The following is a 25,902-nucleotide window of genomic DNA, read 5'->3' as shown; positions in this document are numbered from 1 at the left end:
ATGTATCCAGTGATCACAGTTCCAGCCTTTAATGACAACTACATCTGGTTGATCCGCCACGAAAATCACTGTCTGGTGGTCGATCCGGGCGATGCGGCCCCCGTGCTGGAGCGGCTTGAGGCATTGGGGCTGGTGCTCGATGCCATCCTGCTGACCCATCACCATCACGACCATGTCGGGGGCGTCACCGACCTGCTTGCCCACTTCCCCCACGCCCGGCTCTATGGCCCCAAACTTGACCCGATGCCGGATCACCACGGTCAGTGGCTGGAAGATGGCGATCAGATCAACTGGCACGGCCTCGCCCTCGAGGTGATCCATGTGCCCGGGCACACTCGCGGCCACATCGCCTACCACGGCAACGGCATGCTCTTTTGTGGCGATACCCTCTTCTCAGCCGGTTGTGGCCGCCTGTTTGAAGGGACGCCGGAGCAGATGTACCACTCGCTGCAACGACTCGCCGCCCTGCCCGATGAGACCCTCATTTATTGTGCACACGAGTACACCCTCTCCAACCTGCGTTTTGCCTATGCGGTCGAGCCGGACAACCCGGCGATCCGCCGCCAGATCGGGCTGATCAGCAAACTGCGGCAACAAGGGCTGCCAAGTCTGCCAACCCGGCTGGGTGACGAACGCACTTTCAACATTTTTCTGCGCTGCGAACAGGATTCAGTGAAATTTTCTGCTGAAAAACATGGACTAAAATGCGTGGAAAATCCGGTAGATACCTTCACCATCCTGCGTCAGTGGAAGGACGTTTTTTGAACAAACCTTGATCAGGGGGCCATTGCCCCTTATGATGCGAGCTGTTTTTCCTAAAAATGACCGGAACGAGATGAAGGTACGAACGGCCTTATTGGCAGCGCTGTTGCTCAGCGGCTGCCAAAACCTGAGCCATCAGGATGACCGGGCGCTAACGGCAATCGAGCCGATCAAGTCCCCCCAGGTCAAGAAAAAAGCGCATAAAAAACACTCTTCCCATTTCCTGTTTGGCGATGAACAGCTGGACGAAATGGAAGATACGGACAATCTGTGGGTGCGTATCAGCGATGATATGCAACTGGAAACTCCGGACAATCCGCGCATCCGCCAGCAACGTGAGTGGCTGTTGCGCAATGATAAGCATCTGGCGACCATTGCCAGCCGGGCTGAACCCTACCTCTATCTGATGGTAGAGGAGATTGAACGGCGTGAGCTGCCAATGGAGCTTATTACTGTCCCGATGATCGAAAGCATGTTTGATCCTCATGCCCGATCCCGCAGCAATGCTGTCGGACTCTGGCAGTTTGTGCCAGCGACAGGCAGAAACTTCGGTCTGCGCCACGACAACTGGTATGACGGACGGCGCGATGTGCTGGCCTCCACCAATGCGGCGCTCGACTATCTGGAATACCTGAACCGCTTCTTTGACGGTGACTGGCTGCAAACGCTGGCCGCCTACAATGCCGGTGAAGGACGGGTGCGCAACGCCATCCAGCGTAACCAGCGCGCAGGCAAACCGACCGACTACTGGTCGCTCGATCTGCCCCGCGAAACCCGGATGTATGTGCCCAAGATCCTCGCCATGGCTGACATGATCAGCAATGCGGACAAGTACAATATCCAGTTGCCGGTACTCGCCAACGAGCCGAAGCTGCGTGTGGTGGAGACTGGCAGCCAGATCGATCTGAATGTGGCCGCCCAACTGGCAGGTCTGCGCACCTCACAGCTCAAGGAGGTCAATCCGGCCCTGAGCCGTGGCGTGATGTCGCCCCGTGGCCCTTACCGCCTGCTGGTACCGGTAGAATATGCCGATACTCTGGAGCTGGCACTGGCCGATCTGCCCAAGAGCGAGCGTATTCGTACCCGCTCCTATCAGGTCACCAGTGGCGATACCCTGTCGCGCATCGCCCAGAATCATGGCGTCAGCGTGAACGAGCTGAAGCTGGCCAACAATCTGCGCAGCAACAACCTGCGTCGCGGTCAGCAACTGGTGATCCCGACCCACGGTCAGGTCAGCAGCAAGGCCAGCTCTGCCAGCAAACCGCAGCAGTTGGCAAGCCGTGGCAGCAGCCAGAAGGCCAAAGTCAGTTACAAGGTGCGCTCGGGTGACAACCTGTGGAGCATCAGCCAGGCACACGGCGTCTCCCACGAAGAGCTCGCCAGGTGGAATGGTCTGACTGCCAAGTCGGCGCTCAAGCCAGGCATGAAGCTGGTGGTCTATCCCAAGCAAGGGAAGAAGAGCGACAAATCGATGGTGTATCAGGTTCGCCGTGGCGACTCCATCTCCTCCATTGCGGCTCGCTTCCAGGTGGCCATCAATGATGTGATGCGCTGGAACCAGCTGGATAAAGGGGATTACCTCAAGCCCGGCCAGGAGCTGACCCTGTTTGTGAAGAACAACAGCTAAGACACACCACTTGAACCCGATAAAAAATGGGGCCAGTCATCTGACTGGCCCCATTTTTTATTACTGCGGCTAACCGCTGCTGTGTCTGAGCCACCGACTAAAACAATGGCTTGGCGCCGCCTGCGGATGCATCACCGCTCTGCAGGCAAAACTATCACCGCTATTCCCAAAGCCTTGTCGGCACCACCATCAGCACGGTGCGCTGACCGATCGCCACGTTGGCATTGGGGAAGACCACCGCCTCACGCGGCTTCTCGACCGTGTAGCGAAGCTCGCCATCCTCGGCCAGCACGAACCCTTGGGGGAATTCGGTGAAGTTGTCGACATCGCTGGCAAACAGGAAGCGAAAGTCCGCCGATTTTTTGGTGATCACCCGATCGATGGCAAACAGGGTGAAATCATCCGCCCGCCACGGCTCCAGTGCCACTTCATCCTGAGTGACCAGCTCCTGCAGCGCCTGACGGGTTTCGATAAAGCGGGTCATATCGTTCTCGCCAAACGGGCGCACCTTGCCCAACTCCACCGTAAAGGCGTGGGCACCATGCTGGCGGGAGCTGTAGTAGCTGAAGGTCGTGGTCGGGCTGGCGGAGAGCAGAATAGTACGTACCCCGCAGGCGCCGAGGAACTGCACCTGCTCGCGGCAGTGAGGCCGCTCGTGGGGGAAGGGGTAGACGGCAAACTTCTCGTGGCGCGAACCGCGAATGGCGGTGTGCAGATCGTAGTGGTAACGGGGACGAGCCGGATCGGCAAAGAAGCGGCTCACATACTGCTCGAGGCGCATGGCGCGGATCCGCTCCCGATTGCAGAGCCCCTCTCCCTTGCTATGGGCTCCGGAGAAGAGCCGGTTCATGTTCTCCTCCACCTCCCGCAGCCCGAGGTTCATCGCCGCCGGATTGCCAAACAGAAACAGCACCCGATGGCGGGCACTCAGCTCGCCTGAGAGCAGACGACTCAGCAGCTGGTTGCAGATCTCGATGGGGGCCGTCTCGTTGCCGTGGATACCGCAGGAGAGGACGATATCCTTGCGCCCTCCCGGCTGGCCGCCCGCGCCACTGGCAGGCTCCAGACAGAGTACGCCAGTATCCCAAATGCTGACCTGCGCACCATCGGGCAGGGCAAATTCAAAGGGCTCAAGCTGCCACTCATGGCTGCGGGTCAAGGCTAAAAAATCGTGCTGGGGAATCATCCGTCTCACCCTCTTGCGCTGGAATACTATGGCCGGATTATACGCAAGGCATCGCGGCTTAAAATCGTTTTTAAACAAATTCAAACATTAACGATACAAGTGTGATAACAATCGAACGATGACAGCAATGGCAGTAGCGATGTGTAATAAAGAGGAGAGGAAAAAGGACCAACAAATAACAGGGGGAAAACGGGGGATATAAAACAGACAATGACAGACTTGGCGGCCAGGAGCCACGGGGCAGAACAGCAAACGACTCAGCAGAAAAACAAGGCATCCATGCCCGGTTGATTAACCACGCCAGAACGGCTTGGTGGTCTCTTGATAACGGTCAGCTTCGTTCAGGCCGATGTCTTTGAGCAGGTACTCGGGCAGCTCGGAGAGCTGGCGACGGCTGCGGCTGCGCTCCAGCCAGGTCAGAACGGTCATTTTTACGCGAGCAGCCAGATTCAGTTGGCTGGAATGCTGGTAACCGGTTTCGGTATAAGTCATGTTGGCCATGATGTGGCTCCTCTGAATATTTGTTTACGCACTGGGCTTTATTTGATGCGCAAAGCTTAGTCAGGGAGCAGGGCCGACTCAATTGACGAATTTTGATACGTTACATTAGGAAAACTAATAGTAATAAACTGACTGATACAATTTTAATACTTTGATTTATAAAGAATAATTAAGTCACTATTCGACCATCAACGGCCCGCAGCATATTGTGCTGCATGGCACCACCTTACATATGCAATTTACCGCATTGCCTATGCACTCGCCAATGGATTCGCCATTGGTGGCAACCACGTAATTACATTCAATTGTTAATTTGGTGATCTTTTTGCGATCTCAAATTAACACCATGAAACATAAAACAAACTTACTTTTCTTCACTCGCCGCTCCCTCGATGAAGACCCGAAAACGACCCTCTTGGCGCGCAACCGGCATACTGGTATGGTTATTTATACAGTAGTTTATTCCCCTGCCCTGACGCCATCGTTTATGCCGTCGGCGGCGGATGAAACCACAGGATCATCGATGGATACCTTTACCCCGACCGCCGCCCTGCGTCAACAGATGGCCGCCATTGAAGGCGCTCTCAACCAGCTGGCCGATCTGCTTGGTCAGCTCGACCTGCAGGAGGCTCATGTCTATCCCCTCCCTCCGGTTGCGCAGGGGGAAGAGCACGACCCCATCGAGCAAATTGAGGTGGGCTATCTCAACGGTGAAGCCGCGCTGGCGGCCACCCTCGCCGCCTATCGGGACCACAGCGCCCGCCCCGGCTGCTCCACCAAGGCAACTCATCGGCTGCCCGGCTGGTTGCGCTTTCCTGCCGCCGCAGCCCCCTTGCTGCAACCGCTGATCGACCAAATCAACCAGCACAAACTCGATTTCAAGGCGCTGGTGCAGCAGGCGGGGGACGGGACGAGAAGTTCGAGCTGGTACATACTGCCCTGCCCGGCGTGATCACCCTGCAGGTCTACCGCAAGCTGACCCTGTTGGCGGGGGAGCTGCAATCCCTCGGCTTTACCTGGGCCGACAAACAGACCATCAATCGCCTCAGTCGCGAACAGGTGCTTGAGATGCTGGAGCGCAGCCGCCGCTACATACCGGCCCTCTCCAACAACGAGGAGTGGAGCAAGATGGTGGATCAGGAGGTGTACGACATTCGCCGCCTGCCGGCCGATGCCGAGTTGCGGATCCGCCGCCCGGTCAAGACCCACCCGATGATCAATCTGCTCTGGCTGGAGCGCACCCCGCGTAAGCAGCAGATCAAGGCGAGCCTGCCACTACTGCTCTGCTCCGATACCCCGCCCGCGGTCACTCATCTGGGCAACTATCCCCCCAAGAGCCGGCAGGCGCGGCGGGATCGCAAGATTGGCGGTGAACCCATCATCGAGCGGCTGCACCTCTATCTCTATCAGGGGTGACTGGATCAGGGATAGCTGGGCCGCCTTGCCGCGATAAACGAAGTATCCCGCATCAGCACCCCAAATAAGAAAGGGGAGAACATCTCTGGATGTTCTCCCCTTTTCTGTATCGATAGGCGGTATGAAAGGTGGCGTCGCCAATCAACCCATCAGCAGGGCCCGCAGGCTCTCCACATCCAGCCCGCGCACCTCGGACTGGCCGCTCAGCAGGCCATCGGCCAGCGCCCGCTTCTCGTCGTGCAGGGCGACGATCTTCTCCTCCACCGTCTGCTCGCATACCAGTCGATAGACGGTCACCGGCTGGGTCTGGCCCATCCGGTGGGCCCGATCGCTCGCCTGATCTTCCACCGCCGGGTTCCACCAGGGATCGAGGTGCAGCACGGTATCGGCCTGGGTGAGGTTGAGGCCGGTCCCCCCTGCCTTGAGGCTGATGAGGAACAGCGGTACCTCCTCATGACGAAAACGCAGGATGGAGTCCTGACGGGACTTGGCGGAGCAGCCCCCATCCAGATAGCAGTAGTCCCAGGATTTTTGCTCAATGCGGGCCCGCAACAGACTCAGCAGATCGACAAACTGGCTGAACACCAGCACCCGATGACCACCGTCAATAGCCTCCTCCAGCAGCGCCATCGCCTCATCCAGCTTGCTGCTGGTTTGCGACCACTCGGGCATCACCAGCTCCGGCGAACAGCAGAGCCGGCGCAGTCGGGTTAACCCGCTCAACACGTGCATCAGGGCACGGCCATCGGCACTTTGCACCTGCTGCACCACTTCCCGCCGGGTCGCCTCGTAGAGCTGGCGCTCCTCAGGGGAGAGGCTGATGTGGTGGATGATCTCGGTCTTGTCCGGCAGCTCGGTCAGCACCTGCTGCTTGAGACGGCGCAGGATGAAGGGGCTGATCACCGCCCGCAGCAGCGCCATGTGCTGGGGATCCTTGACCGCCTTGCCAAAGCGACGCTTGAACTCGCCAAGGCTGCCGAGCAGCCCCGGGTTGATAAAGGTAAAAAGGCTCCACAGCTCCCCCAGATGGTTCTCGATGGGGGTGCCGGAGAGGGCGAGGCGAAAATCGCCGTCGAGCTGGAACAACAGCTTGGCGCGCTGGGTACCGGCGTTTTTGATCTGCTGCGCCTCATCGAGCACCATGGAAGACCATCGGCGGGACTTGAGCGCCTCCGCCAGGCTGCCGAGCATGCCGTAGTTGATGAGGATCACCTGACCGGCCTTGGCCTCGCGAATCATCCCCTCCCGCTCGGCCGGATTCTCGAACACCACCACATCCAGTTCGGGGGCGAAACGGGTCACCTCCTCCTGCCAGTTGGTGACCACTGACTTGGGCACCACCACCAGCGCAGGGCCAAGGTGTTGGCGCATCCGCAGCACAATCAGCGCCTGCAGCGTCTTGCCCAGACCCATGTCATCGGCCAGACAGGCACCAAAACCGTGATGGGCCAGGGTCGCCATCCAGCGCACCCCCTCTTTCTGATAGTCCCGCAGGGAGGTGAGCAACTCATCAGGGCAATCGACCTCCTGCTGCCACTCCTGCTGCAGGGATTGCCACGCCGCATCCCCTTCGGTGGTAATGACCGAGAGCAGGCGAGTGAGCGGATAGGCCAGCTTGTTGTTGATGCGCTGCTCTTCATCGAGCATGGCCCCCAGCATGGTGAGCCGCTCTACCAGCTTGTCGCTCAGCATCAGGCTGGTCTTCTCGTCGAGCTGAACGGTGCGCTGCCCCGGGGTCATCTGGCGCAGAATAAGGCGCAGATCGAGGATCTGGTGCTCATCGAGGGCCAGTGCCCCTTCGACCTGGAACCAGTCCTGCCGCCGCTCGATGCGCAGGCTCAAAGCCGCTTCATCAAGGCTCTTGAGGCGAGCGCTGTCTTGATGCCAGTGAATGACCACACCGGCATCCACCAGCTCGGGCAGGGCATTGACCAGTGCCAGCGCCTGTTCCCCCTGCAGCAGCCACTCGCTGCCGGGCAGGCCGATGGGCAATTGATTGCGCAGTAGCTGGGCCTGCTGCTTCTCGGCCGCGAGATCCCGGTGCCAGTAGTGGTACGCCTTGATCCCCTGCCGCACGATCGCCTCCCCCTTGCCAAGGGGCTGGGGCGGCAGATCCTCAAATCGGGTCACCAGCTTGACCGACAGCTGACCATCCTGCCAATCCAGTTGCACCGAAGGAATGCCCGGCCAGGGAGCCAGTTCGGCGTTGCCACTAAGCCCCGCAACCCGACTATGCCAGGGCAGCTCGGGAATGGCGTCCAGGGTGCGTTGCAGCTCGGCCAGCCCCTCGGCGGGCAGCAGTGGGATGGATTCGAGCGCTGGCAAGCGGTCGAGCAGCGGCTGCGGGGTGAGGATCAGCTGCCACAGATCCTGCGCCAGCGGCATGATATGGGCCCCGCGGGCGGCCGCATCGGGGCAGAGCTGCGCGCTCATCCCCTGCTCGGTGGCCACCACCTGCAGCAGGGGGGCGCTGATGGCCAGTTGCAGCTTTTGCCCCTTGGCGTTGAACAAGCGGGGGTGATCGGCCAGCGGCGCCCAAACATCCCGCGGCAGTCGTCCCATCACCCGTGGCAGGGTGCGAACCAGTGCCCAGTCGTGCTCATCGAGCATGGCGGCATACTGGGTAGAGAGCAGGGCCGGATCGACCCGGCGACCGGCGGTCCACTCCCCCTTGGTACTCAGCTTCTGGATCTTGCACTCCAGCTCGGGGCCGTCAGCATGGAGCAGCCACACCAACCGCTCCTGCGGCTTGCGTACGCCACTGGAGCGTCCCAGCCCCTGCAGCCAGTTGAGCCAGCTGGCAGAGGCCGCGGTTTTATCCTCGTCCCCGTCATCATCCTGCTCGTCACTGCCCTCTTGCGTACTCTCCTCACTGCCGCGCAGTTGGCACAGGGGCGCCCCTTTGGCCGCCTCGCCCAACAAGATGCGCAGCAGATCCTGACAAAACGCCATCAGGCGATGATGGGGCTCAGCATCGAGCAGATGGGAGAGATCCCACTTGTGCAACATGGCCACCTGCGGGCTCTGGGCACCGTGACGGGCCAGCGCGCAGAGATCGAGCCAGAGATAGCCCCAGTGGAGCTCCTCCACCGGCAGTTGCAGGGTATCAAACAGGCCAACCGCCTGACCGTGGCGATCACCCGCCCACTGGCTGAGCAGGTCGGCAAGCAGGGGGAACTGGCCAGTCAGGCTGCGCTGCCACTTCTTGCGCTGTTCGCTGGCGATAACGGGATCGGCCTGCTGCAACCAGCCAAGCCAGAGCAGGGCGCTGAATGAACGGGGCCACTGGCCCGCCTCACCCTCATCGGTTGCCTGCCACTGGCCCAGCGCGGTGAGCAGCCGCTCGCCAAGCGGGCCGCTCTGGCTCTGCTGGGCCAGCGCCTGCAGGGCTGGCCAGCCGGGGGCGGCATCCTTGTCCTCGCCGGTTGGCGATGTGCTCTCGCCATCCCCGCAGAGCCAGCGCCACTCCGCCTCGAACGCTTTGGCCCGGGCCTGTACCTCGGGGGCGCAGCGCACCAGCGCATTGGCCAACGGCCAGCGCTCTTCATAGGGGGCATCAAGCAAGAGTTGCAGCGAGAAGTGCTCCAGCAACATTTGCTGCCAGGCGGGGCTGGAGCCCGCCAGCAACTGGTGAGCGTCCGGGGTATCGAGCAGGGTCAGCAGATCGCTGGCCGAGAAATAGGTGGGGATCTCCCCCGCCTTGCCGCGGCAGAGCTCGCGCACCACCGCATGGGTGAGATCCTGTCCGGTCAATGAGGGCACCCGGCTCCAGTCCGGCGCCGGGCAGAGACCGGCACGCACCCCCAGGATCAGCGCCAGCGTCCCCTCGGCGGTCAGGCTCCACTGCTGCTCCCCGCGCAATCTGACCAGCCCCGCATCCTGCAATCGGGTCAGTTTATCGATCAGGGCATGGCCTATCGCCAGTTGTTCTTGCAGCAAACGGGTACTGGCAACGCGCTGCAATTGCAGGGTGGCGAGCAGGGCATAACTATCCGAAGAGAGGGTGGACGCAGACATCAAGACTCACGGGCAAGTGCAAAAGCGGAATTTTAACGGTAAAGCGCCAGCGGCTCGACCCTTTACCGTGAAATAACTCAAAAAAAAACGGCCATCCATGATGACCGTCGAAAGTAACGAAGGAAATAGCCGGATCATCCGGTTACCTCCCACAGCGGGAAAATCGGGAGCGCTAGCCCCTAATTCGTGGAGCCAATGCTAGAGGTTGGCGCCCGAAAAAGCTTTGAAGCGGATCACAGTTGAAAAGGATTTCTGAAAACGGTTTCAATTTTTGACGGCTAAAAACCATGATTTCGCGCCAAATGAACCATGTCCAAACCCCTCCTGCTCACCCGGCACAAGCGGTAGAAAACCCTATAACGGTCGCTTGTCGAACGCCCCTGTGCGGGCAGCTGTAAGCTGTATAGCTTCATCAGAACCTGCCGCCCGCAGGTTAGGTTTCAGGGCAACCGGACATGGCCGAGATGGGCCAGGAGAGCACGAATCGGCTCCCTCCCCGTCCGGTAGATTGGCAAACCGCACTGCCGCCGTGGGCCTCTGCAATCGCCTTGACCACGGCGAGCCCAAGTCCGCTACCGCCGCTCTTGCGCGAGCGTGACGGATCTCCCCGACGAAACGCATCGAAGATACAGGCGGCGATCTACTCGCTGATGCCTGGCCCCTCATCTTCCACACTCAGGACGCACACACTCTCCGAGCGATACAGCCGCACGGTCAGCAGGCCCGGCAGCGCGTGCTTCTGGGCATTTTCCAACAGCGCCATCAGGGCCTGACGGATACGAAACAGATCGCAGCAGACATGAAGTTCGCTATCGAGCTCCCGCTGCAACACAAATCCGCTCGCCGCCAGAGGGCTGGCAAACGCCTCAAGCACCACGGCAAGCTCGTCGGCCAGCCTAACCTCGGTCCGCTGCAACTCCAGATGGCCGCTGTCGTTGAGGCTCAATACCCGCAAGTCCTCGATCAGGTGATTGAGCCCCTCCACCTGACGCAGCAACCCCTCGAAGAGTTCGCTACTGGGAGGAAATACCCCTTCGGCCAGCCCCTGCAAGCGGCCGCGCAAAATGGTCACCGGAGTGCGCAATTCGTGGGCAATGGCGGCATTCCAGAACTCCCGCTCGCGGGTCATGCTCTGCAGCCGCTCGGCCATGGTATTGAAGTCGCGCACCAGCTGCGCCGTCTCCCCGATCGCCTGCTCATCCTCCGGCACACGGGCATCGAGTTTGCCCTCGGCCACCTCACGCAGGCTGGTTGCCACCGAGTTGAGGGGAGTCAGGATGCGGCGAGAGAGGCGAACCGCCACGTACAACGCCATCCCCAATGCAATGAGAATGGTGGAGCCGATCCATAACATCTCGACTCTGGAGGGCACCCAGGTCTCGGAGATGCTGCCCGGTACAAACGCCACGGCGATGCCATAAAACACATAGGTGCCGATCACCGCGAGGGAGATGATACCAAGCGTCATCAAGCCCAGAGAGCGGATGATCTGCCTGCGAAGGCCGGGCGCCGATTTCATGCATCGCCCCCGAAGCGATAGCCAACGCCCCAGACACTGGCGGGGACCCCCTGAATACCGTGTGTCTCCAGTTTTTTGCGCAACTTGCTGATGTGGCTATCCACCGTACGCTCCTGGGTATCCCCCTCCGGCAAGCAGTGAGTCAGCAGTTCGGCGCGACTGAACACCCGTTTCGGCGCCCGCATCAAAGAGGCGAGCAACTTGAACTCGGTCAGGGTCAGCTCCAGCACCTGCTGCTGGTCATCGCGGAAAATGCTGGCCTCGTGGCTCTCCAGATCGATCTGAAACTGGCCGACCCGCAGCACGTTCGCCGTGGCAGGCTTTACGGCCTGGGTGCGCCTGAGCACGGCCTGCACTCGCGCCACCACTTCGGCCGGATTGAAGGGTTTAACCACATAGTCATCCGCCCCCATGCGCAGCCCCATCAGCTTGTCGAGATCCTGATCTAGGGCGGTCAGCATGATCACCGGCGTATCGCCGCGCGCCCGGATCTCGCTGAGCACCTGCCAGCCATCCAGCTGCGGCATCTGCACATCCAGCAGCAGGAGATCGGGTTTGAATGCCTGATGCATGGCCAGCGCTTCACGGCCATCGGCGGCGTGCAGGGAGCGCAAGCCATGACGTTGCAGGTAAGCGGCGAGGATGTCGGCGATCTCGGCTTCATCCTCTGCAATCAGTACCAGTGACTGGCCCGCCGGGCTGGCGGAAGCATTGAGATGGGACATAGTCGGACTCGAAAAAAGGTGGCGTTGAACTTTATCATCGCCTCCATGGATTCTCCACAAAGCCTCGAATCATTCGCAATAGCCCCTCGCCATAATAGCCGCTCGATGCACTCTCCGGTCACATCACACCGGAGAGACGGTTTAACGAGGTGAGTGGATGATGTTTGTCAAACAGCGGTATGCGGGCGCCCTGCTCGCCGTCATTGCCGCATTCGGGTTGGCGGGTTGCGATGTCGCGCCGCAAGAGCAGGAGGCCCCCGCCCTTCCTCAGGTGTCGGTGCTGACTCTGACTGGTCGGGAGCTGGTCATCAGCGAGGATCTGCCCGCCCGGGTGGCGGCACTGCGCAGCGCCGACATTCGCGCCCAGATCAGCGGCATCGTACAGCGCCGCCTGTTCGAGCAGGGCGCCGAGATCAGCGCAGGCACAGTGCTGTTCCAGATAAACCCGGCCCCCTTCAAGGCCGATGTCGACAGCGCCGCCGCCGCATTGCAACGGGCCGAGGCCGTGCTGGCCCGCGCCCGCATCCAGATTGAGCGCCTGCGGCCGCTGCTGCGCACCGACGCCATCAGCCGCCAAACCTATGACGATGCGATCTCCCAGCGGGATCAGGCGGCCGCCGATGTGGCCCAGGCCAGGGCGACTCTGGCCCGGCACCAGCTGAACCTGCAATTTGCCAGCGTGGAGGCCCCCATCGCCGGACGCATCGATCAGGCGCTGGTGAGTGAAGGGGCCCTGGTGTCGCCCACCGATGCCACCCCCATGGCCCGGATCCAGCAGATTGATCAGGTCTACGTCGATGTGCGCCAACCGGCCTCGGTGCTGGAATCCCTGCGCCAGCAGACTGGCTCAACGGCACCGGAACTGACGGTGGAGATCCTCGGCAGCAATGGCACACCGCTGGGCATGCAGGGGCACATCCTCTTCTCCGGTATCGAGGTCGATGCCGGAACCGGCGACGTGCTGCTGCGGGTGCTGGTGGATAACCCTGAGCGGCGCCTGTTGCCCGGCCTCTATGTGCAGGCGCGCATCCCCCGTGCCCGCTATGCCAACGCCCTGACCGTGCCACAGCAGGCGGTAGTTCGCACCTCGGGTCAGACCAGCGTGTGGGTGGTGGATGGCCAGGGGCAGGCACAGCTGGTTCCGGTCAACACCGCTGAACTGGTGAATAGCCAGTACCGCATCGCGTCCGGTCTCAGTGCCGGGCAACAAGTGGTGATCGAAGGGATCGATCGTCTGACCCCGGGGGTTCAGGTCACAGCTTCCCCCTGGCAACCACCCGCTTTCAGCCAACCGGCTGACGGTGGCATTCGCTGAATCGGAGAGTTATCCATGCCGCAGTTTTTTATCCATCGCCCGGTGTTTGCCTGGGTGATCGCCCTGTTCATCGTGCTGGCAGGGGTCATCGCCATACCCAAGCTCCCCATCTCCCGCTATCCCTCGGTGGCGCCGGTGTCGGTGACCCTCTATGCCACCTATCCGGGCGCCACGCCGCAGACCCTGAACGATGCGGTGGTGAGCCTTATCGAGCGCGAGCTGTCGGGAGTGAAGAACCTGCTCTACTTCGAGTCGTCGGTGGACGCCTCGGGCAGCGCGCAGATCACTGCCACCTTCAAGCCGGGCACCGATCCGGAGCTGGCCCAGATGGACGTGCAAAACCGCATCAAGGCGGTCGAGCCTCGCTTGCCACAAGCGGTGCGGCAAACCGGCCTGCAGGTGGAGTCCGCCTCATCCGGCTTTCTGATGATGGTCGGCATGACCTCACCGGATGGCCGCTTCGATGAGGTTGCCCTCAACGACTACATGGCACGCAATATTGTGCAGGAGTTGCGCCGCATCGACGGGGTAGGACGAGTGCAGCTGTTTGGCGCCGAACAGGCCATGCGCATCTGGGTAGATCCGGCCAAACTCGCCGCCTACGGGCTGACCATCGGCGAGGTGGCGCAGGCCATCGAGCAGCAGAACATCCAGATTGCCCCGGGGCGCCTCGGTGACGACCCCGCCCTGCCGGGGCAACGCCTGACGGTTCCCCTCACGGTTCAAGGGCAGCTGACGACCCCCGAGGCATTCGCCGCCATCGTGCTGCGAGCCGGTGGCGATGGCGCCAAGCTGGTGCTGGGTGATGTCGCACGGGTCGAGCTGGGGGCGCAATCCTACGCCTTCTCCAACCGGGAGAATGGCGTGGCCGCCACCAGCGCCGCCATCCAGCTCTCCCCCGGCGCCAACGCCGTGCGTACCGCAGATGCGGTGCGCACCCGTCTCGCCCAGCTCGCCCCCACGCTGCCGGCGGGCATGGCCTATTCGATCCCGTTTGACTCGGCCCCCTTCGTCAAGGTCTCCATCGAAAAGGTGATCCACACCTTGCTGGAAGCCATGGTGCTGGTGTTTCTGGTGATGTTTCTCTTCCTGCAGAACCTGCGCTACACCCTGATCCCGGCCATCGTCGCCCCCATCGCTCTGCTTGGCACCTTCGCGGTGATGCTGCTGGCCGGTTTTTCGATCAACTCCCTCACCATGTTCGGCATGGTGCTGGCCATCGGCATCATAGTCGACGACGCCATCGTAGTAGTGGAGAATGTCGAGCGCCTGATGGCCACCCGGGGGCTCTCGCCCAGGGAGGCGACCTCGCAGGCCATGAAGGAGATCACCGGGGCGGTGATCGGCATCACCCTGGTGCTCACGGCGGTGTTCCTCCCCATGGCGTTTGGCAGCGGCTCAGTGGGGGTCATCTACCAGCAGTTCACCCTGTCGATGGCGGTGTCGATCCTGATTTCGGCCTTCCTCGCCCTGACCCTGACGCCTGCGCTCTGCGCCACCCTGCTGCGTCCGGTCAGTCCGGATCATCATGAGAAGCGCGGCTTCTTCGGTGCCTTCAACCGGGGTTTCGAGCGGTTCACGGCAGGCTACGGTGCGCGGGTAACCCGGCTGGTCGGGCGCAGCGGACGGATGATGGCAACCTTTGCCGCCCTCTGCGCCGTGCTAGCCATCGCCGCCGCCCAGCTGCCCTCCTCTTTCCTGCCGGACGAGGATCAGGGCTACTTCATGACCTCCATCCAGCTGCCGACCGGCGCCACCAGCGAGCGTACTCTTGAGGTGGTCAAGGCCTTCGAGGCTCACGTCGCCTCTCGCGAGGTGCTGGACACCAACCTGGTGGTGCAGGGCTTCAGCTTCTCCGGCGCAGGCCCCAATGCCGCCATGGCCTTCACCATGCTCAAAGATTGGGATCAGCGTCATGGCGCCACGGCAGCCGAAGAGGCAGATCTGGCACAAGCAGCCATGGCAAACATTCCTGAAGGCACGGTAATGAGCCTGCTGCCACCCGCCATCGACGAGCTGGGCACCGCCTCCGGCTTCACCCTGTTCCTGCAAGACAGAGCCAACCGGGGAGATGCCGCGCTGCTGGCCGCCCAGGCACAACTGCTGGAACTGGCCGCCAAAAGCCGGGTAGTCAGTGATGTGTATCCCGACAATCTGCCTCCCGGCGAGAGCATTCACCTCGAGATCAACCGACAGAAGGCCGAAGCCATGGGACTCTCGTTCGCCAGCGTGAGCAGTACCCTGTCGGCCGCAATGGGGTCGCTCTACGTCAACGACTTCCCCAACGGCGGGCACATGCAGCAGGTCATTCTGCAGGCCGACGCGTCGGCGCGCATGCAGCTCGATGATGTGCTCGGCCTGCGGGTGCGCAATGCCAGCGGTGGCATGGTCCCCCTGCGAGAGGTGGTGACACCGGAATGGTGCGAATCGCCGCAACAGATGATGCGCTTCGATGGCTTCCCTGCCGTGCGTATTGCCGGGGGGGCAGCGCCCGGCATCTCCAGCGGAGCGGCGATGGCGGAGATGGAGCGTCTGGTGGCGCAATTGCCGCCAGGCTTCGCATTGGCCTGGACGGGACAGTCGTTGCAAGAGCGCCAGTCGGCCGAGCAGGCCCCCCTGCTGATGCTGTTGTCGGCGCTGGTGGTCTTCCTGGTTCTGGCAGCACTCTATGAAAGCTGGTCGATCCCGCTCTCGGTGATGCTGGTGGTGCCGCTGGGCCTGCTCGGCGCCGTCGCGGCCGTGATGCTGCGCGGCATGCCCAACGACGTCTTCTTTAAAGTAGGCATGATCACCATCATCGGTCTGTCGGCCAAGAACGCCATCCTCATCGTGGAGTTTGCGCGCCAGTTGCACGGCGAAGGGCGCTCGCTGCTTGATGCTGCTGTCACTGCTGCCCGCCTGCGCCTGCGCCCCATTCTGATGACCTCGCTGGCCTTCACCCTCGGCGTGGTGCCGCTGATGCTCGCCAGTGGCGCCAGCGCGGAGACCCAGCATGCCATCGGCACCGGCGTGTTTGGCGGCATGATCAGCGGCACCCTGCTGGCCATCTTCTTCGTACCGGTCTTCTTCGTCTTCGTCATCGGCACCCAGGCGCGCATTCAGGCCTGGCGGGCACGACGAGCAGCCAACAGCATTCATCCGGATCGATGACCACAGATACACAGGCGGCCGGATAGTCCCTCAGCACATCACCAAAAGAAAAAACCCAACCTGCTAAACAGGTTGGGCTTGGTATGTGGCGGAGAGACAGGGATTCGAACCCTGGGTGGCATTGCTGCCACAATTGATTTCGAGTCAATCCCGTTCGGCCACTCCGGCATCTCTCCGTGGGGAGAGAGTTTTACCCAAGCTGGGCCGAGGATGCAATAAAAATTTCTTATATATCAAATGGCTGAATCAGATATCTGGGAGCAGGCTCACAATGCGGCGCGTACTGTTCGCGTTGCGAGGCCACCCTGTATAGCCCTGCATCCACCCGACATTAACCCGCTCACACACTCGGCGATTATCCATATCGTGATATTCACCCATTGCCATCAGGCGTCTCTTTTTCCTGCTTGGCGCTCAAATTTATGGGTGATGCCGATTTTGGCCGGTTTCCTATGTATCCCCACATCATTGCTTGTGCGCGACAAGCTGGTAATCATGGGCGGATTGAGGAACAATCGCGCCATTCTGGCGGCTGTGTTGATGATGTTCCGCCCCGATTGAACTGATGGATCTCCTTATGCGATTGCCGAAACTCAAGCCCCTACCCTTAACGCCCGCCCTTTCCATGCTACTGGCAGCGATCCTGCTCTGCGCCGCGCCGGCAGAGGCCAAACGCTACCCGCTGCCACCTGCCGGGAGTCGCCTTATCGGTGAGCTGGAGGATTACATCATCCAGCAGAATGAACATCTGGAACTGGTTGGCAAAAATACGCAAATTGGATTTTTGGCGCTACTTGAGGCAAATCCGGGTGTAGATCCCTATTTACCCAATCCAGGTACCCGCTTGACGCTGCCCACCCAGATGCTGCTGCCTGATGTGCCTCGCGAGGGGATCGTCATCAATCTGCCCGAACTGCGCCTCTACTACTTCCCCAAAGGGAAGAACGAAGTCATCGTGCTGCCCATCGGGATTGGTGATATCGGCCGCGAGACTCCGGAGATGACCACCACCGTCATCGAGAAGAATCCCAACCCGACCTGGGTGCCCGGCCCCATGGTGCGCAAATCCTGGCTGGAGCAAAAAGGGATCACCCTGCCCGCCGTGGTGCCCCCCGGCCCGGAGAATCCCCTCGGCAAGTTCGCCATGCGCCTTGGCTATGGCAAGCGCGACTACCTGATCCACGGCACCAACAAGGATTTTGGCGTTGGCCTGCGGGTAAGTGCAGGCTGCATCCGGCTGCGACCTGACGATATTGAGGCCCTGTTCAAGATTGTGCCGATCGGCACGCCGGTACGGGTCATCAATCAACCGGTCAAGGTAGCCATCGAACCGGATGGTCGGCGCTGGCTGGAGGTACACTCCCCGCTCTCTCGCACCGAAGAGGAGCTTGAAAATGGCGCCCCGCTGATGTTATCACCGGCCATAGAGAGCTTTATCAGCGCACCTGACGTGATGCAGGATGAGGTGACGGCGGCGCTGGAGAGCAAAAACGGCCTGCCCCGCCCCATCAGCAGCCAACTTGTCAGTGGCTAAGTCACCAGCGCCCGAGTCGCACCGGAGTCACCTTACCTCATGAAATTCCTGCCCCTCCTACTCCTGTTGGCCTGTCACTCCTTGTGGGCCAAGGACATTCTCTGGATGAACAATGGCGATCGTCTGACCGGTACCATCGAAGAGATTGGCGATGAGTCGGTACGCATCTCTTTGCCCTATACCGGTGCCGTTACCGTCAAGCGGGATGCCATCAAACGCTGGCGCATCGATAAAGAGGACAAACCCAAGGCAACGGCAAAGGGTGGGCTCAAGCTGTTCGAGGATGACCAAGATGAACGCAAGGCCTGGCTCTGGACCGGTAGTGGCGATCTCAACATCAAGCTCAAACACAAGGACAAGCACACCAACAACGTCAACTTCAAGGGCAAGACCGAGTTGGCCAATCTGGACTGGCGCTACAGCTTCTCCGGAGAGTACTCCTACGAAACGTCTGACAGCGTCACCGATAACCACGACTACAAACTGAACCCGACCATTGACTACTTTTTCGATCAACAGTGGTTTGTGCGCAGCTCGCTCAATGCCGAATATGACATGCTGGAGAGCAACTACCTCAGCCTCGACTATGGTACCGGGCCGGGTTACCGCTTCTGGAACGAGAAGCGCCGTCGGCTGGAGTTCGTAGCGCAGGGGGGTCTGCGTAAGACCTACTTCAGGGAAGAGAGCGGGATTGGGTTGCTCTTCAAAGGCAACCGGATCATCGACTATCCCTTTGCCAGCATGAACTGGGATTATCGCCAACCCATCCCGATATGGCGGGAAAAACTGGAGCTGTTCAGTCAAGGGCGCTATCTGCTCTATCTGGATCAACCCTCCCCCTATATCACTCTGAATCGAGATGTGACCGGCAGCGTGGGCTTGCGCTACTACTTCAACGACCACCTGCGCCTCTCCTGGTCGAGCGAGATGGAGTGGGAAGATGGCGAAGTGCATTTCGTCGGTCTCGAGCAAAAGTACAAAGAGACCGAATTCAGGCATTTTCTCAATCTGGGTGCCAGTTTCTGAGTCGCTCGCAAACAGCATGCACGCTCTATCGCCTCAAAAAATAGAAAAATGCATTTTTCCACTAAAACTTGCATTGGTTTCCCCCACTCTTCAAGGAGGCGATAAGGCCCCCCGCCTCCAGCAAGCGAAAATCAGCAACTCCTTCACTGTCAGTTGGTAAAGAAATTGAGCGCGGTCATCTTTATCCGCACTTGTTCAGCTGATCCGCCCTTAATTTGTCCCCACGGCCTTCATCAGTGAGTTTCCCTTCCTATACTCTCAGAGCAAAAAGCCTTGCCAGCCATTGACTTGGCGATGCTCCATACGACACTCAGCCATAGGGAAAGGACGCCCATACCATGGAACAGAACAAGCCCGCCTTTCAGCTCAACCTGCTGCTATCCGTCATCACCCTGATCCTGCTGTCACTGGTGTTTTTCGCCTACAGCTGGGCGGGTAAACAACTGGAAGAGAGTTATCGACAACAATATGTCTCCTACCTGCTGGCCGACGAACTGCGCCAATCCTCCGATGATCTGACCCGACTCGGGCGCACCTACGTCATCACCAAGGATCCAGCCTACGAGCAGCAGTACATGCGGATCCTGGCCATTCGCAACGGCGAACAGCCGAGACCGGATGGCTACAACCGTATCTACTGGGACTTTGTCGCCGCCAACGGCCAGAATCCCCGCCCCGACAGCAATGTTCGCCGTGGTCTGATCGACCTGATGAAGGATGCCGGTTTCACCGACGGCGAACTCGCCAAACTGAACGAGGCCAAAAACAACTCGGATGCGCTGGTCAACACCGAGGTCGCCGCCTTCAAACTGGTGCAGCAGACCGATGGCGACCCGGTTGCCAACCAGCAAAAAGCCATCGCCATGATGCATGACAAGGCTTATCACCAGAATAAGGGGCGTATCATGTCCCCCATCGATGACTTCTACGTGATGATGGAGCAGCGCAACCAGGAGGCGGTCGAGAGCGCCATCGCCAATACCGACATGCTGCGCTATCTCTTTATCGCCCTCGGTCTGGTGTTGATGTTCTTCCTCTGGCGCACCTATCGCTCCCTGCTCGATCTGGTGGGCACCTCGGTCGAACAGCTCAAGACCGATCTCCATATGATGGCGGAAGGGGACTTCTCGCGCCCCATCAAGGTGCCGCCAGGATCGAAAGAGAGCCTGATCGGTCTGCTCGGCGGTATGCAGACCACCCTCAAGGGGATCATCGCCAAGGTCTCCCACTCCACCGAGGAGCTGTCCCACTCTGCTGACAGCATCGCCCAAATTGCCGAGCAGACCGCCCAGTTTGCCACCGATCAGCAAACCAGCACCCAGACCATGGCCGCCGCCATCGAGGAGCTGGTGGTGAGCATCAGCCACCTCTCCGACAATGCCACCCATGCCGACGAGCTGAGCAAGGTCTCAGCCAATACCCTGGAGGAGGGTTCGGGGGTCATTAAAGAGACTCTCGGCAGCATCGAGAATATCTCCACCACAGTGGGGGATGCAGCCAGCACCATCTCCGAGCTCAACGGCCATACCCAGCAGATTTCGGAGATCATCGGGGTGATCCGCGGTATCGCCGATCAGACCAACCTGCTGGCCCTCAACGCAGCCATCGAGGCCGCGCGAGCCGGTGAACAGGGTCGCGGCTTTGCGGTGGTGGCCGACGAGGTGCGCAATCTGGCCAGCCGCTCTGCGGCCTCAACCCAGCAGATCACCGGGATGATCAGCAAGATCCAGAGCGGGGCCGATGCCTCCATCCGCAGCATGGAGAACACGGTCAACAACGTCTCCCGCGGGGTCACGCTGGCCAACCAGACCGGCGAGGCGATCGCCAGCATCCAGAGCCACGCCTCCAACCTCACCGGCCTGATGGGGGAGATCAGCCACACCCTGCGCGAGCAGTCCACCGCAGCCAACGAGGTGGTCTCTACCGTCGGCAACATCACCTCCCTCTCCGAACAGTCCGGGGATGCCGCCCGCCACGTGTCGCAAGAGGCGGCCAAGCTCAAGCAGCTGTCACGGGTGCTGCGCCAGGAGATGGGGCACTTCAAGCTTTAAAGAATGCTGAAATGCAAAACGGCTGCCCGAAGGCAGCCGTTTTTTATTCGGGGTCATCCCCCGTCATTCAGTATCTATCAACCACGCAGGGCGGCGATACGCTGCTCGATGGGCGGGTGGCTCATGAACAGCTCGCTCATGGAGCGCTTGCCATTGATGCCAAAAGCCATCATGGAGCCTTCCAGCTGCGGCTCGGCACCGCGGGAGAGGCGCTCAAGGGCGGCAATCATCTTATCGCGACCGGCCAGCTTGGCGGCACCGGCATCGGCACGGAACTCGCGCTGACGGCTGAACCACATGACGATGATGGAGGCCAGTATGCCAAACAACATCTCCAGCACGAACACGGTGATCATGTAGGCAAAACCGCCGTTGCTGCTGCTCTCTTCCTCATTGTTGGAGCTGAAGAAGTTGCTGATGACGCCAGCCACGATACGGGCGAAGAACATCACGAAGGTGTTCACTACCCCCTGGATCAGGGTCAGGGTCACCATGTCGCCATTGGCCACGTGGCTCACCTCGTGGGCCAGCACCGCTTCCGCCTCGTCACGGCTCATGCTGTAGAGCAGGCCGGAGGAGACCGCCACCAGCGAATCATCGCGGCGGGCGCCGGTCGCAAAGGCGTTCATCTCGGGAGAGTCGTAGATCCCCACTTCCGGCATCTTGATACCCGCTTCGCGGGCCTGACGGGCAACTGTGCTCACCAGCCAGTGCTCGGTCTCGTTACGGGGTTGCTCGATGACCTGGACGCCATAGCTGCGCTTGGCCATCCACTTGGACATCAGCAAGGAGATAAAGGAACCCCCAAAACCGAACACGGCACAGAACACCAACAGCCCGGAAATGCTGGACTTGTTGATCCCCAGAACCGAGAACAGGATATTGAGTACCACCCCCAGCACCAGCATGACGGCCAGGTTGGTCACCAGGAATAGCATAATTCGCTTCATATAGACTCCTTGTGAAGATAAGGGACATGACCGGGGATCACTCGGGATCCCCACCTGATCATGTTAATGTCGACATTCTAGGGAGATTCGATGAATGTTCGCTGAATATGCCGTCAAAGTAGCGGCGAGATATCGAGACGCCCCTGCAAATCGGCTTCAAGTGGATTGTTTATAAACGGAATTTCGCCGAGGAAGGGGGCTGGCAGCAAGCCCCTCAGGGTGTCCAGATTTTCCTGATAATGGCTCATGGAACCATGGAGCCGATTAATTACCCACCCCGCCACCGGCAGCTGATCATTGCGAATGGCGGCAAAGGTGAGCAGCGCATGGTTGAGGCAACCCAGCTTGGCCCCCACGACCATGATCACCGCCATGTTCTCCTGCTTGACCCAGTCCGACAGCAGATGCTTGCGATCGAGCGGCAGATACCAGCCCCCTGCCCCTTCCACTACCACCAGCTCGGCCCCGGCCTGTTCAATCTTGCGCAGCCCCTCGCTCAACCCCTGCATGGTGATAGGCTGGCGTGCCTCGCTGGCGGCGATGTGGGGCGCAATCGGCGGCTCATAGGCAAACGGATTGACCACCTCATAGGGCAGCGGCAGGCTCGCCGCCTCCTGCAACAGAACGGCATCCAGGTTGCGCAGCCCGTCCGGGGTGCGGGCACATCCGGCCGAGACCGGCTTGTAGCCCGCGCACTTGATCCCCTGTGCGCTGAATTCACGCAGCAGGGTGCGCGCCACCAGCGTCTTGCCCACATCGGTATCGGTACCGGTGATAAAGAATGATTTCATACGGTTCTCTCCTTGGCAGGGCCCGTTGACTACCCTGCACACACTGCGATTCCCGGCGCTCAGCGAGGCTTGCTGAGACGGCCGAGGCACACTCGATAACTGGCGACCAGCCTGCCATCGGGCTGGCGAAACGCCTCATACGCCTGCGCCAGCCGCTGCAATCTGGCGCGACCGCTCAGACCGGCCGGGGCGGCGCCCCCCTGATTGTCGTTGACCTGATTGGCCCCGATCCCCTTGAGATCGCGCAACAGCTGCGGCAATTCAAGATAGGCGAGATCCCAGGTGATACAACGCAGCTCGGGAGCAGATACCCCGGCGCTAGCAAGCGCCTGCTCCAATTGTGGCAGGCTGAGGAAGCGATTGACATGGGCGCGACCATCAAGCTGCTGCCAGGCGGCTCGCAACTGCCAAAGCGACTCATCGAGCAGGGTCGAGAAAAAGATCTGGCCGCCCGGTTTGACCACCCGCAGCAACTCGCCAAAGGCGTGAGCCGGACGCTCGCACCACTGCAACGCCAGACTGGAAAAGACCCAGTCGAACACGTTATCGGCGAAAGGAAGCTGCTCCGCATCACCGCAGAGCAGGCGGGCGCCGCTGTCACGCAAGGCGGCCTGCGCCAGCATGCCGGGGGCGAGATCCAGCCCCACCAGCTGGTGACAACGGTTCGCCAGTTGGGGCAAGAAAAAGCCAGTGCCGCAGCCCAGATCCAGCCCGCTCACCGTCAGATCAGTGCCAACCAGCCTGTCTGGCATCCATTCCAACAGAGCCTGACCCACCTCCTGCTGAAAGCGGGCATGGGCATCGTAATGACGAGCGGCGGCGCCGAAACGGCGAGCAAGCTGCGCCTTGTCGACCGTTTGAAAACGCTCAGCCATAGTGAGCCTCCCCAAGCGCTGTAACTGCAGGGCAGACCCCCAAGGCATCGAGCAAGCGATCCACATCCAGCTCGCGGTGAGCCGCACTCAGAGTGATGCGCAGCCGCGCCGTACTGACCGGCACAGTGGGCGGGCGGATGGCGCTCACCCAAACGCCGCGCTCCCGCAGCCGTTCAGCCAGTTGCAGGGCAACACTGCTCTCCCCCACCAGCAGCGGCTGGATGGGAGTGTTGCTCGCACCAAGCTGCCAACCCAACGCCCGTGCCCCTTGCCGGAAGCGAGCGATCAGCTGGCCAAGATGGGCGCGGGACTCCTCAGCCGCGCGCACCAGTTCGATGCTCTTGCTGACCGCGCAAGCCTGGGCGGCGGGCATATGGGTGCTGTAGACATAGTGGCGGGCGAAGTTGACCAGATACTCCACCAGTTCGCGACTGCCGCCGACAAAGGCACCGGCAACCCCGAGCGCCTTGCCAAAAGTGCCCATCTGGATGTGTACGCTGGCAGGAGGAACCCCCTGCGCAGCCAGAGTGCCGCGCCCCTCGGGCCCCTGCACGCCGAGGCCGTGGGCATCGTCGATCATCAGCCAGTTGCCGCTCCGGGCTGCCAATGCCGCGAGTTCACCCCAGGGGGCCTGATCCCCGTCCATGCTGAACACCCCCTCCGAGACGATGAGCCCGCGATTGGGCTCAAGCTGCCGTTCAAGGGCCGCCATATCGTTGTGGGCAAAACGCTTCATCTTGCAAGGGAGCTGGCTGCCCATCTCCTGCAAAGAGGCGTGGTTGAGTTTGTCCTGCCACAGCAGGTGTTCCTTGCCAAGCAGCGCTTTGAGCACCGCCTGATTGGCGGAAAAACCGCAATTGAACAGCAGTACCGCCTCCACCCCGAGCCACTCGGCCAGGGTCTCCTCAAGCTCTTGGTGGGCACGGCTATAACCGGTCACCAGCGGCGAGGCGCCGGAGCCCGTACCATAACGCTCAATCCCCGCGTTGAAGGCGGTCTTGATGGCGGGATGATCTGCCAGCCCCAGATAGTCGTTGGCGGAAAAATTGAGGTATTCGCGCCCTGCAACCCTGAGCCGCCCGCCACTCGCCCCGTCGGTCGCGATGCGGTTGCGCAGCAGGCCAGCCTGTTCGCGCCCGGCCAGCGCAGTGCCCAACCCAAAGGGGCCCGTTACTGCAGGGCCGTTCATGACCGCGTAGCCCCTGCACGGGGGCGGGTGGCGTCATAAAACATTTCGGCAGGTTCGCTCTGGCGGCTCACCTCGGCCAGCAGCTCCTCTTCTTGAACCTGATCCGGCTTCTGGGCCCGCTGGGCGGGACGAATGCCGAGCCGCTTGAACAGCTGCATGTCGCTGTTTTCGTCCGGGTTGGGGGTGGTCAGCAACTTGCAGCCATAGAAGATGGAGTTGGCCCCCGCCATAAAGCACATGGCCTGCATCTGCTCGTTCATCTTCTCCCGCCCGGCAGAGAGGCGCACATGGGAGGCGGGCATCATGATGCGCGCCACGGCGATTGTGCGGATAAATTCGAACGGATCGAGGTTCTCCTCGTTCTCCAGCGGCGTTCCCTTCACCTTGACCAGCATGTTGATGGGCACACTTTCGGGGTGACGGGGCAGGTTGGCGAGCGCCATCAAGAGGCCCGCCCGATCCTTGGCCTGCTCGCCCATGCCGACGATGCCGCCGGAGCAGACCTTCATGCCGGCGCTGCGCACATGCTCCAGGGTATCGAGACGATCCTGATAGGTGCGGGTGGAGATGATCTCGCCGTAAAACTCCGGCGAGGTGTCTAGGTTGTGGTTGTAGTAATCGAGCCCCGCAGCGCCAAGACGCGCCGCCTGATCGGCGGTGAGCATCCCTAGTGTCATGCAGGTCTCCATGCCGAGCCCGCGCACCTCTTCAATCATCCGGATGATGTAGGGCATGTCTTTTTCTTTGGGGTTGCGCCAGGCGGCCCCCATGCAGAAACGGGACGAGCCGTTGGCCTTGGCTTCGCGGGCCCGCTCCAGCACCTTCTCCACCTCCATCAGCCGCTCGGCCTCAAGCCCGGTGTGATAACGGGCGCTCTGGGGGCAGTATTTGCAATCTTCCGGGCAGGCGCCGGTCTTGATGGAGAGCAGGGTGCTCACCTGCACTTCATTCGGGTCAAAGTGGGCGCGGTGGACGGTCTGGGCCTGAAACAGCAGATCGTTGAATGGCAGGGCAAACAGGGCCTGAACCTCGGCGAGGGTCCAGTCATGACGAAGGGCGTGACCGCCCACGGTGAGAGCATTCATACATGGCTTCCGGTTGTTATTAGTGGGATCCTGCGCCCGCCATCTTGGGATGGACGGCCACAAAACCCGCCGCCGGGCCCGCGCGCTCAGGGTGATGCGCAGTGCCAAGTGGCTGAAATTGTTGGCTAGTGTAGAGAGCACGCGTAGACTGTCAACACCGACCAGATCAAACCAATTGACAAT

16 protein-coding genes, 1 tRNA gene and 2 pseudogenes are annotated in these 25,902 nt (G+C 60.9%); 8 read left to right on the top strand and 11 right to left on the bottom strand.

Going from position 1 to position 25,902, the window contains the following annotated elements:
• Positions 1 to 765, top strand: a complete 765-nt coding sequence (gloB, locus tag ACTG2U_RS20480) for a hydroxyacylglutathione hydrolase (protein WP_005337817.1) — start codon at positions 1 to 3, stop codon at positions 763 to 765.
• 70 nt (positions 766 to 835) lie between these two features.
• Positions 836 to 2,389 carry a LysM peptidoglycan-binding domain-containing protein gene (locus ACTG2U_RS20475; RefSeq protein ID WP_005337819.1) on the top strand — a complete coding sequence of 518 codons (1,554 nt, stop codon included), beginning with the start codon at positions 836 to 838 and terminating at the stop codon, positions 2,387 to 2,389.
• 160 nt (positions 2,390 to 2,549) lie between these two features.
• Here ACTG2U_RS20475 and astE read toward each other — a convergent pair whose 3' ends face one another.
• Complete coding sequence (astE, locus tag ACTG2U_RS20470) at positions 2,550 to 3,575, bottom strand: succinylglutamate desuccinylase (protein ID WP_335813271.1); 1,026 nt, start codon at positions 3,573 to 3,575, stop codon at positions 2,550 to 2,552.
• Positions 3,576 to 3,866: 291 nt separating this feature from the next.
• Positions 3,867 to 4,076 (bottom strand): DUF1127 domain-containing protein, encoded by a 210-nt coding sequence (locus tag ACTG2U_RS20465; RefSeq protein ID WP_042083987.1) that lies wholly within the window; start codon positions 4,074 to 4,076, stop codon positions 3,867 to 3,869.
• A 523-nt stretch (positions 4,077 to 4,599) separates the two neighbouring features.
• Between ACTG2U_RS20465 and ACTG2U_RS20460 the strand changes: the two are divergent.
• Positions 4,600 to 5,492 (top strand): annotated as a pseudogene (locus tag ACTG2U_RS20460) (DNA replication terminus site-binding protein).
• Positions 5,493 to 5,633: 141 nt separating this feature from the next.
• Here ACTG2U_RS20460 and ACTG2U_RS20455 read toward each other — a convergent pair.
• The 3 genes and pseudogenes from ACTG2U_RS20455 to ACTG2U_RS20445 all read right to left on the bottom strand — a co-directional run bounded on the left by ACTG2U_RS20455 (position 5,634) and on the right by ACTG2U_RS20445 (position 11,753).
• The gene (locus ACTG2U_RS20455; RefSeq protein ID WP_439975055.1) at positions 5,634 to 9,509 is read right to left on the bottom strand and encodes an SNF2-related protein; all 3,876 of its coding nucleotides are present in this window, start codon (positions 9,507 to 9,509) and stop codon (positions 5,634 to 5,636) included.
• A 433-nt stretch (positions 9,510 to 9,942) separates the two neighbouring features.
• A pseudogene (locus tag ACTG2U_RS20450) lies at positions 9,943 to 11,028 on the bottom strand (ATP-binding protein).
• Positions 11,025 to 11,753: a response regulator gene (locus ACTG2U_RS20445; RefSeq protein WP_005353280.1), complete on the bottom strand. Its 729-nt coding sequence runs from the start codon at positions 11,751 to 11,753 to the stop codon at positions 11,025 to 11,027. The pseudogene ACTG2U_RS20450 and the gene ACTG2U_RS20445 overlap by 4 nt, the downstream one beginning before the upstream one ends.
• A 157-nt stretch (positions 11,754 to 11,910) precedes the next feature.
• On the opposite strand from ACTG2U_RS20445, the gene ACTG2U_RS20440 reads away from it, so the two are divergent.
• Both ACTG2U_RS20440 and ACTG2U_RS20435 read left to right on the top strand, forming a co-directional pair.
• On the top strand, positions 11,911 to 13,068 hold the full coding sequence (locus tag ACTG2U_RS20440; protein ID WP_439975054.1) for an efflux RND transporter periplasmic adaptor subunit: 1,158 nt from the start codon (positions 11,911 to 11,913) through the stop codon (positions 13,066 to 13,068).
• 15 nt (positions 13,069 to 13,083) lie between these two features.
• Positions 13,084 to 16,218: a multidrug efflux RND transporter permease subunit gene (locus ACTG2U_RS20435; protein WP_439975053.1), complete on the top strand. Its 3,135-nt coding sequence runs from the start codon at positions 13,084 to 13,086 to the stop codon at positions 16,216 to 16,218.
• Between the two features lie 86 nt (positions 16,219 to 16,304).
• On the opposite strand, the gene ACTG2U_RS20430 is transcribed toward ACTG2U_RS20435, so the two are convergent.
• Positions 16,305 to 16,394, bottom strand: a tRNA-Ser gene (locus tag ACTG2U_RS20430).
• A 449-nt stretch (positions 16,395 to 16,843) separates the two neighbouring features.
• Between ACTG2U_RS20430 and ACTG2U_RS20425 the strand changes: the two genes are divergently transcribed.
• The 3 genes from ACTG2U_RS20425 to ACTG2U_RS20415 all read left to right on the top strand — a co-directional run bounded on the left by ACTG2U_RS20425 (position 16,844) and on the right by ACTG2U_RS20415 (position 20,829).
• Complete coding sequence (locus ACTG2U_RS20425; RefSeq protein WP_255912630.1) at positions 16,844 to 17,752, top strand: L,D-transpeptidase family protein; 909 nt, start codon at positions 16,844 to 16,846, stop codon at positions 17,750 to 17,752.
• A gap of 39 nt (positions 17,753 to 17,791) precedes the next feature.
• Positions 17,792 to 18,778, top strand: a complete 987-nt coding sequence (locus ACTG2U_RS20420) for a DUF481 domain-containing protein (protein ID WP_439975052.1) — start codon at positions 17,792 to 17,794, stop codon at positions 18,776 to 18,778.
• Between the two features lie 338 nt (positions 18,779 to 19,116).
• Positions 19,117 to 20,829, top strand: coding sequence for a methyl-accepting chemotaxis protein (locus ACTG2U_RS20415; protein ID WP_069554722.1), 1,713 nt, complete (start codon positions 19,117 to 19,119; stop codon positions 20,827 to 20,829).
• A gap of 77 nt (positions 20,830 to 20,906) precedes the next feature.
• On the opposite strand, the gene htpX is transcribed toward ACTG2U_RS20415, so the two are convergent.
• The 5 genes from htpX to bioB all read right to left on the bottom strand — a co-directional run bounded on the left by htpX (position 20,907) and on the right by bioB (position 25,719).
• The gene (gene htpX, locus ACTG2U_RS20410) at positions 20,907 to 21,779 is read right to left on the bottom strand and encodes a protease HtpX (protein WP_439975051.1); all 873 of its coding nucleotides are present in this window, start codon (positions 21,777 to 21,779) and stop codon (positions 20,907 to 20,909) included.
• Between the two features lie 113 nt (positions 21,780 to 21,892).
• Entirely contained in the window at positions 21,893 to 22,570 is a 678-nt protein-coding gene (gene bioD / locus ACTG2U_RS20405) for a dethiobiotin synthase (protein WP_199416116.1), read from the bottom strand.
• Between the two features lie 59 nt (positions 22,571 to 22,629).
• Positions 22,630 to 23,445, bottom strand: coding sequence for a malonyl-ACP O-methyltransferase BioC (gene bioC, locus ACTG2U_RS20400; RefSeq protein WP_439975050.1), 816 nt, complete (start codon positions 23,443 to 23,445; stop codon positions 22,630 to 22,632).
• Complete coding sequence (gene bioF / locus ACTG2U_RS20395) at positions 23,438 to 24,634, bottom strand: 8-amino-7-oxononanoate synthase (RefSeq protein ID WP_439975049.1); 1,197 nt, start codon at positions 24,632 to 24,634, stop codon at positions 23,438 to 23,440. The genes bioC and bioF overlap by 8 nt, the downstream gene beginning before the upstream one ends.
• The gene (gene bioB, locus ACTG2U_RS20390; protein ID WP_111899644.1) at positions 24,631 to 25,719 is read right to left on the bottom strand and encodes a biotin synthase BioB; all 1,089 of its coding nucleotides are present in this window, start codon (positions 25,717 to 25,719) and stop codon (positions 24,631 to 24,633) included. Before bioB ends, bioF begins: the two co-directional genes overlap by 4 nt.
• Between the last annotated feature and the right edge of the window lie 183 nt (positions 25,720 to 25,902).

The organism is Aeromonas sp. 95A (assembly GCF_051919235.1).
GTDB classification, from domain to species: Bacteria; Pseudomonadota; Gammaproteobacteria; order Enterobacterales; family Aeromonadaceae; genus Aeromonas; species Aeromonas veronii.
This window is presented reverse-complemented; position numbering and strand designations above follow the sequence as displayed.

Bases quoted from the DNA above. Each gene is read 5' to 3' on its own strand.
- gloB (WP_005337817.1), top strand. From the start codon at position 1: ATGTATCCAGTGATCACAGTTCCAGCCTTTAATGACAACTACATCTGG.
- ACTG2U_RS20475 (WP_005337819.1), top strand. From the start codon at position 836: ATGAAGGTACGAACGGCCTTATTGGCAGCGCTGTTGCTCAGCGGCTGC.
- astE (WP_335813271.1), bottom strand. From the start codon at position 3,575: ATGATTCCCCAGCACGATTTTTTAGCCTTGACCCGCAGCCATGAGTGG.
- ACTG2U_RS20465 (WP_042083987.1), bottom strand. From the start codon at position 4,076: ATGGCCAACATGACTTATACCGAAACCGGTTACCAGCATTCCAGCCAA.
- ACTG2U_RS20455 (WP_439975055.1), bottom strand. From the start codon at position 9,509: ATGTCTGCGTCCACCCTCTCTTCGGATAGTTATGCCCTGCTCGCCACC.
- ACTG2U_RS20445 (WP_005353280.1), bottom strand. From the start codon at position 11,753: ATGTCCCATCTCAATGCTTCCGCCAGCCCGGCGGGCCAGTCACTGGTA.
- ACTG2U_RS20440 (WP_439975054.1), top strand. From the start codon at position 11,911: ATGATGTTTGTCAAACAGCGGTATGCGGGCGCCCTGCTCGCCGTCATT.
- ACTG2U_RS20435 (WP_439975053.1), top strand. From the start codon at position 13,084: ATGCCGCAGTTTTTTATCCATCGCCCGGTGTTTGCCTGGGTGATCGCC.
- ACTG2U_RS20425 (WP_255912630.1), top strand. From the start codon at position 16,844: ATGCTACTGGCAGCGATCCTGCTCTGCGCCGCGCCGGCAGAGGCCAAA.
- ACTG2U_RS20420 (WP_439975052.1), top strand. From the start codon at position 17,792: ATGAAATTCCTGCCCCTCCTACTCCTGTTGGCCTGTCACTCCTTGTGG.
- ACTG2U_RS20415 (WP_069554722.1), top strand. From the start codon at position 19,117: ATGGAACAGAACAAGCCCGCCTTTCAGCTCAACCTGCTGCTATCCGTC.
- htpX (WP_439975051.1), bottom strand. From the start codon at position 21,779: ATGAAGCGAATTATGCTATTCCTGGTGACCAACCTGGCCGTCATGCTG.
- bioD (WP_199416116.1), bottom strand. From the start codon at position 22,570: ATGAAATCATTCTTTATCACCGGTACCGATACCGATGTGGGCAAGACG.
- bioC (WP_439975050.1), bottom strand. From the start codon at position 23,445: ATGGCTGAGCGTTTTCAAACGGTCGACAAGGCGCAGCTTGCTCGCCGT.
- bioF (WP_439975049.1), bottom strand. From the start codon at position 24,634: ATGAACGGCCCTGCAGTAACGGGCCCCTTTGGGTTGGGCACTGCGCTG.
- bioB (WP_111899644.1), bottom strand. From the start codon at position 25,719: ATGAATGCTCTCACCGTGGGCGGTCACGCCCTTCGTCATGACTGGACC.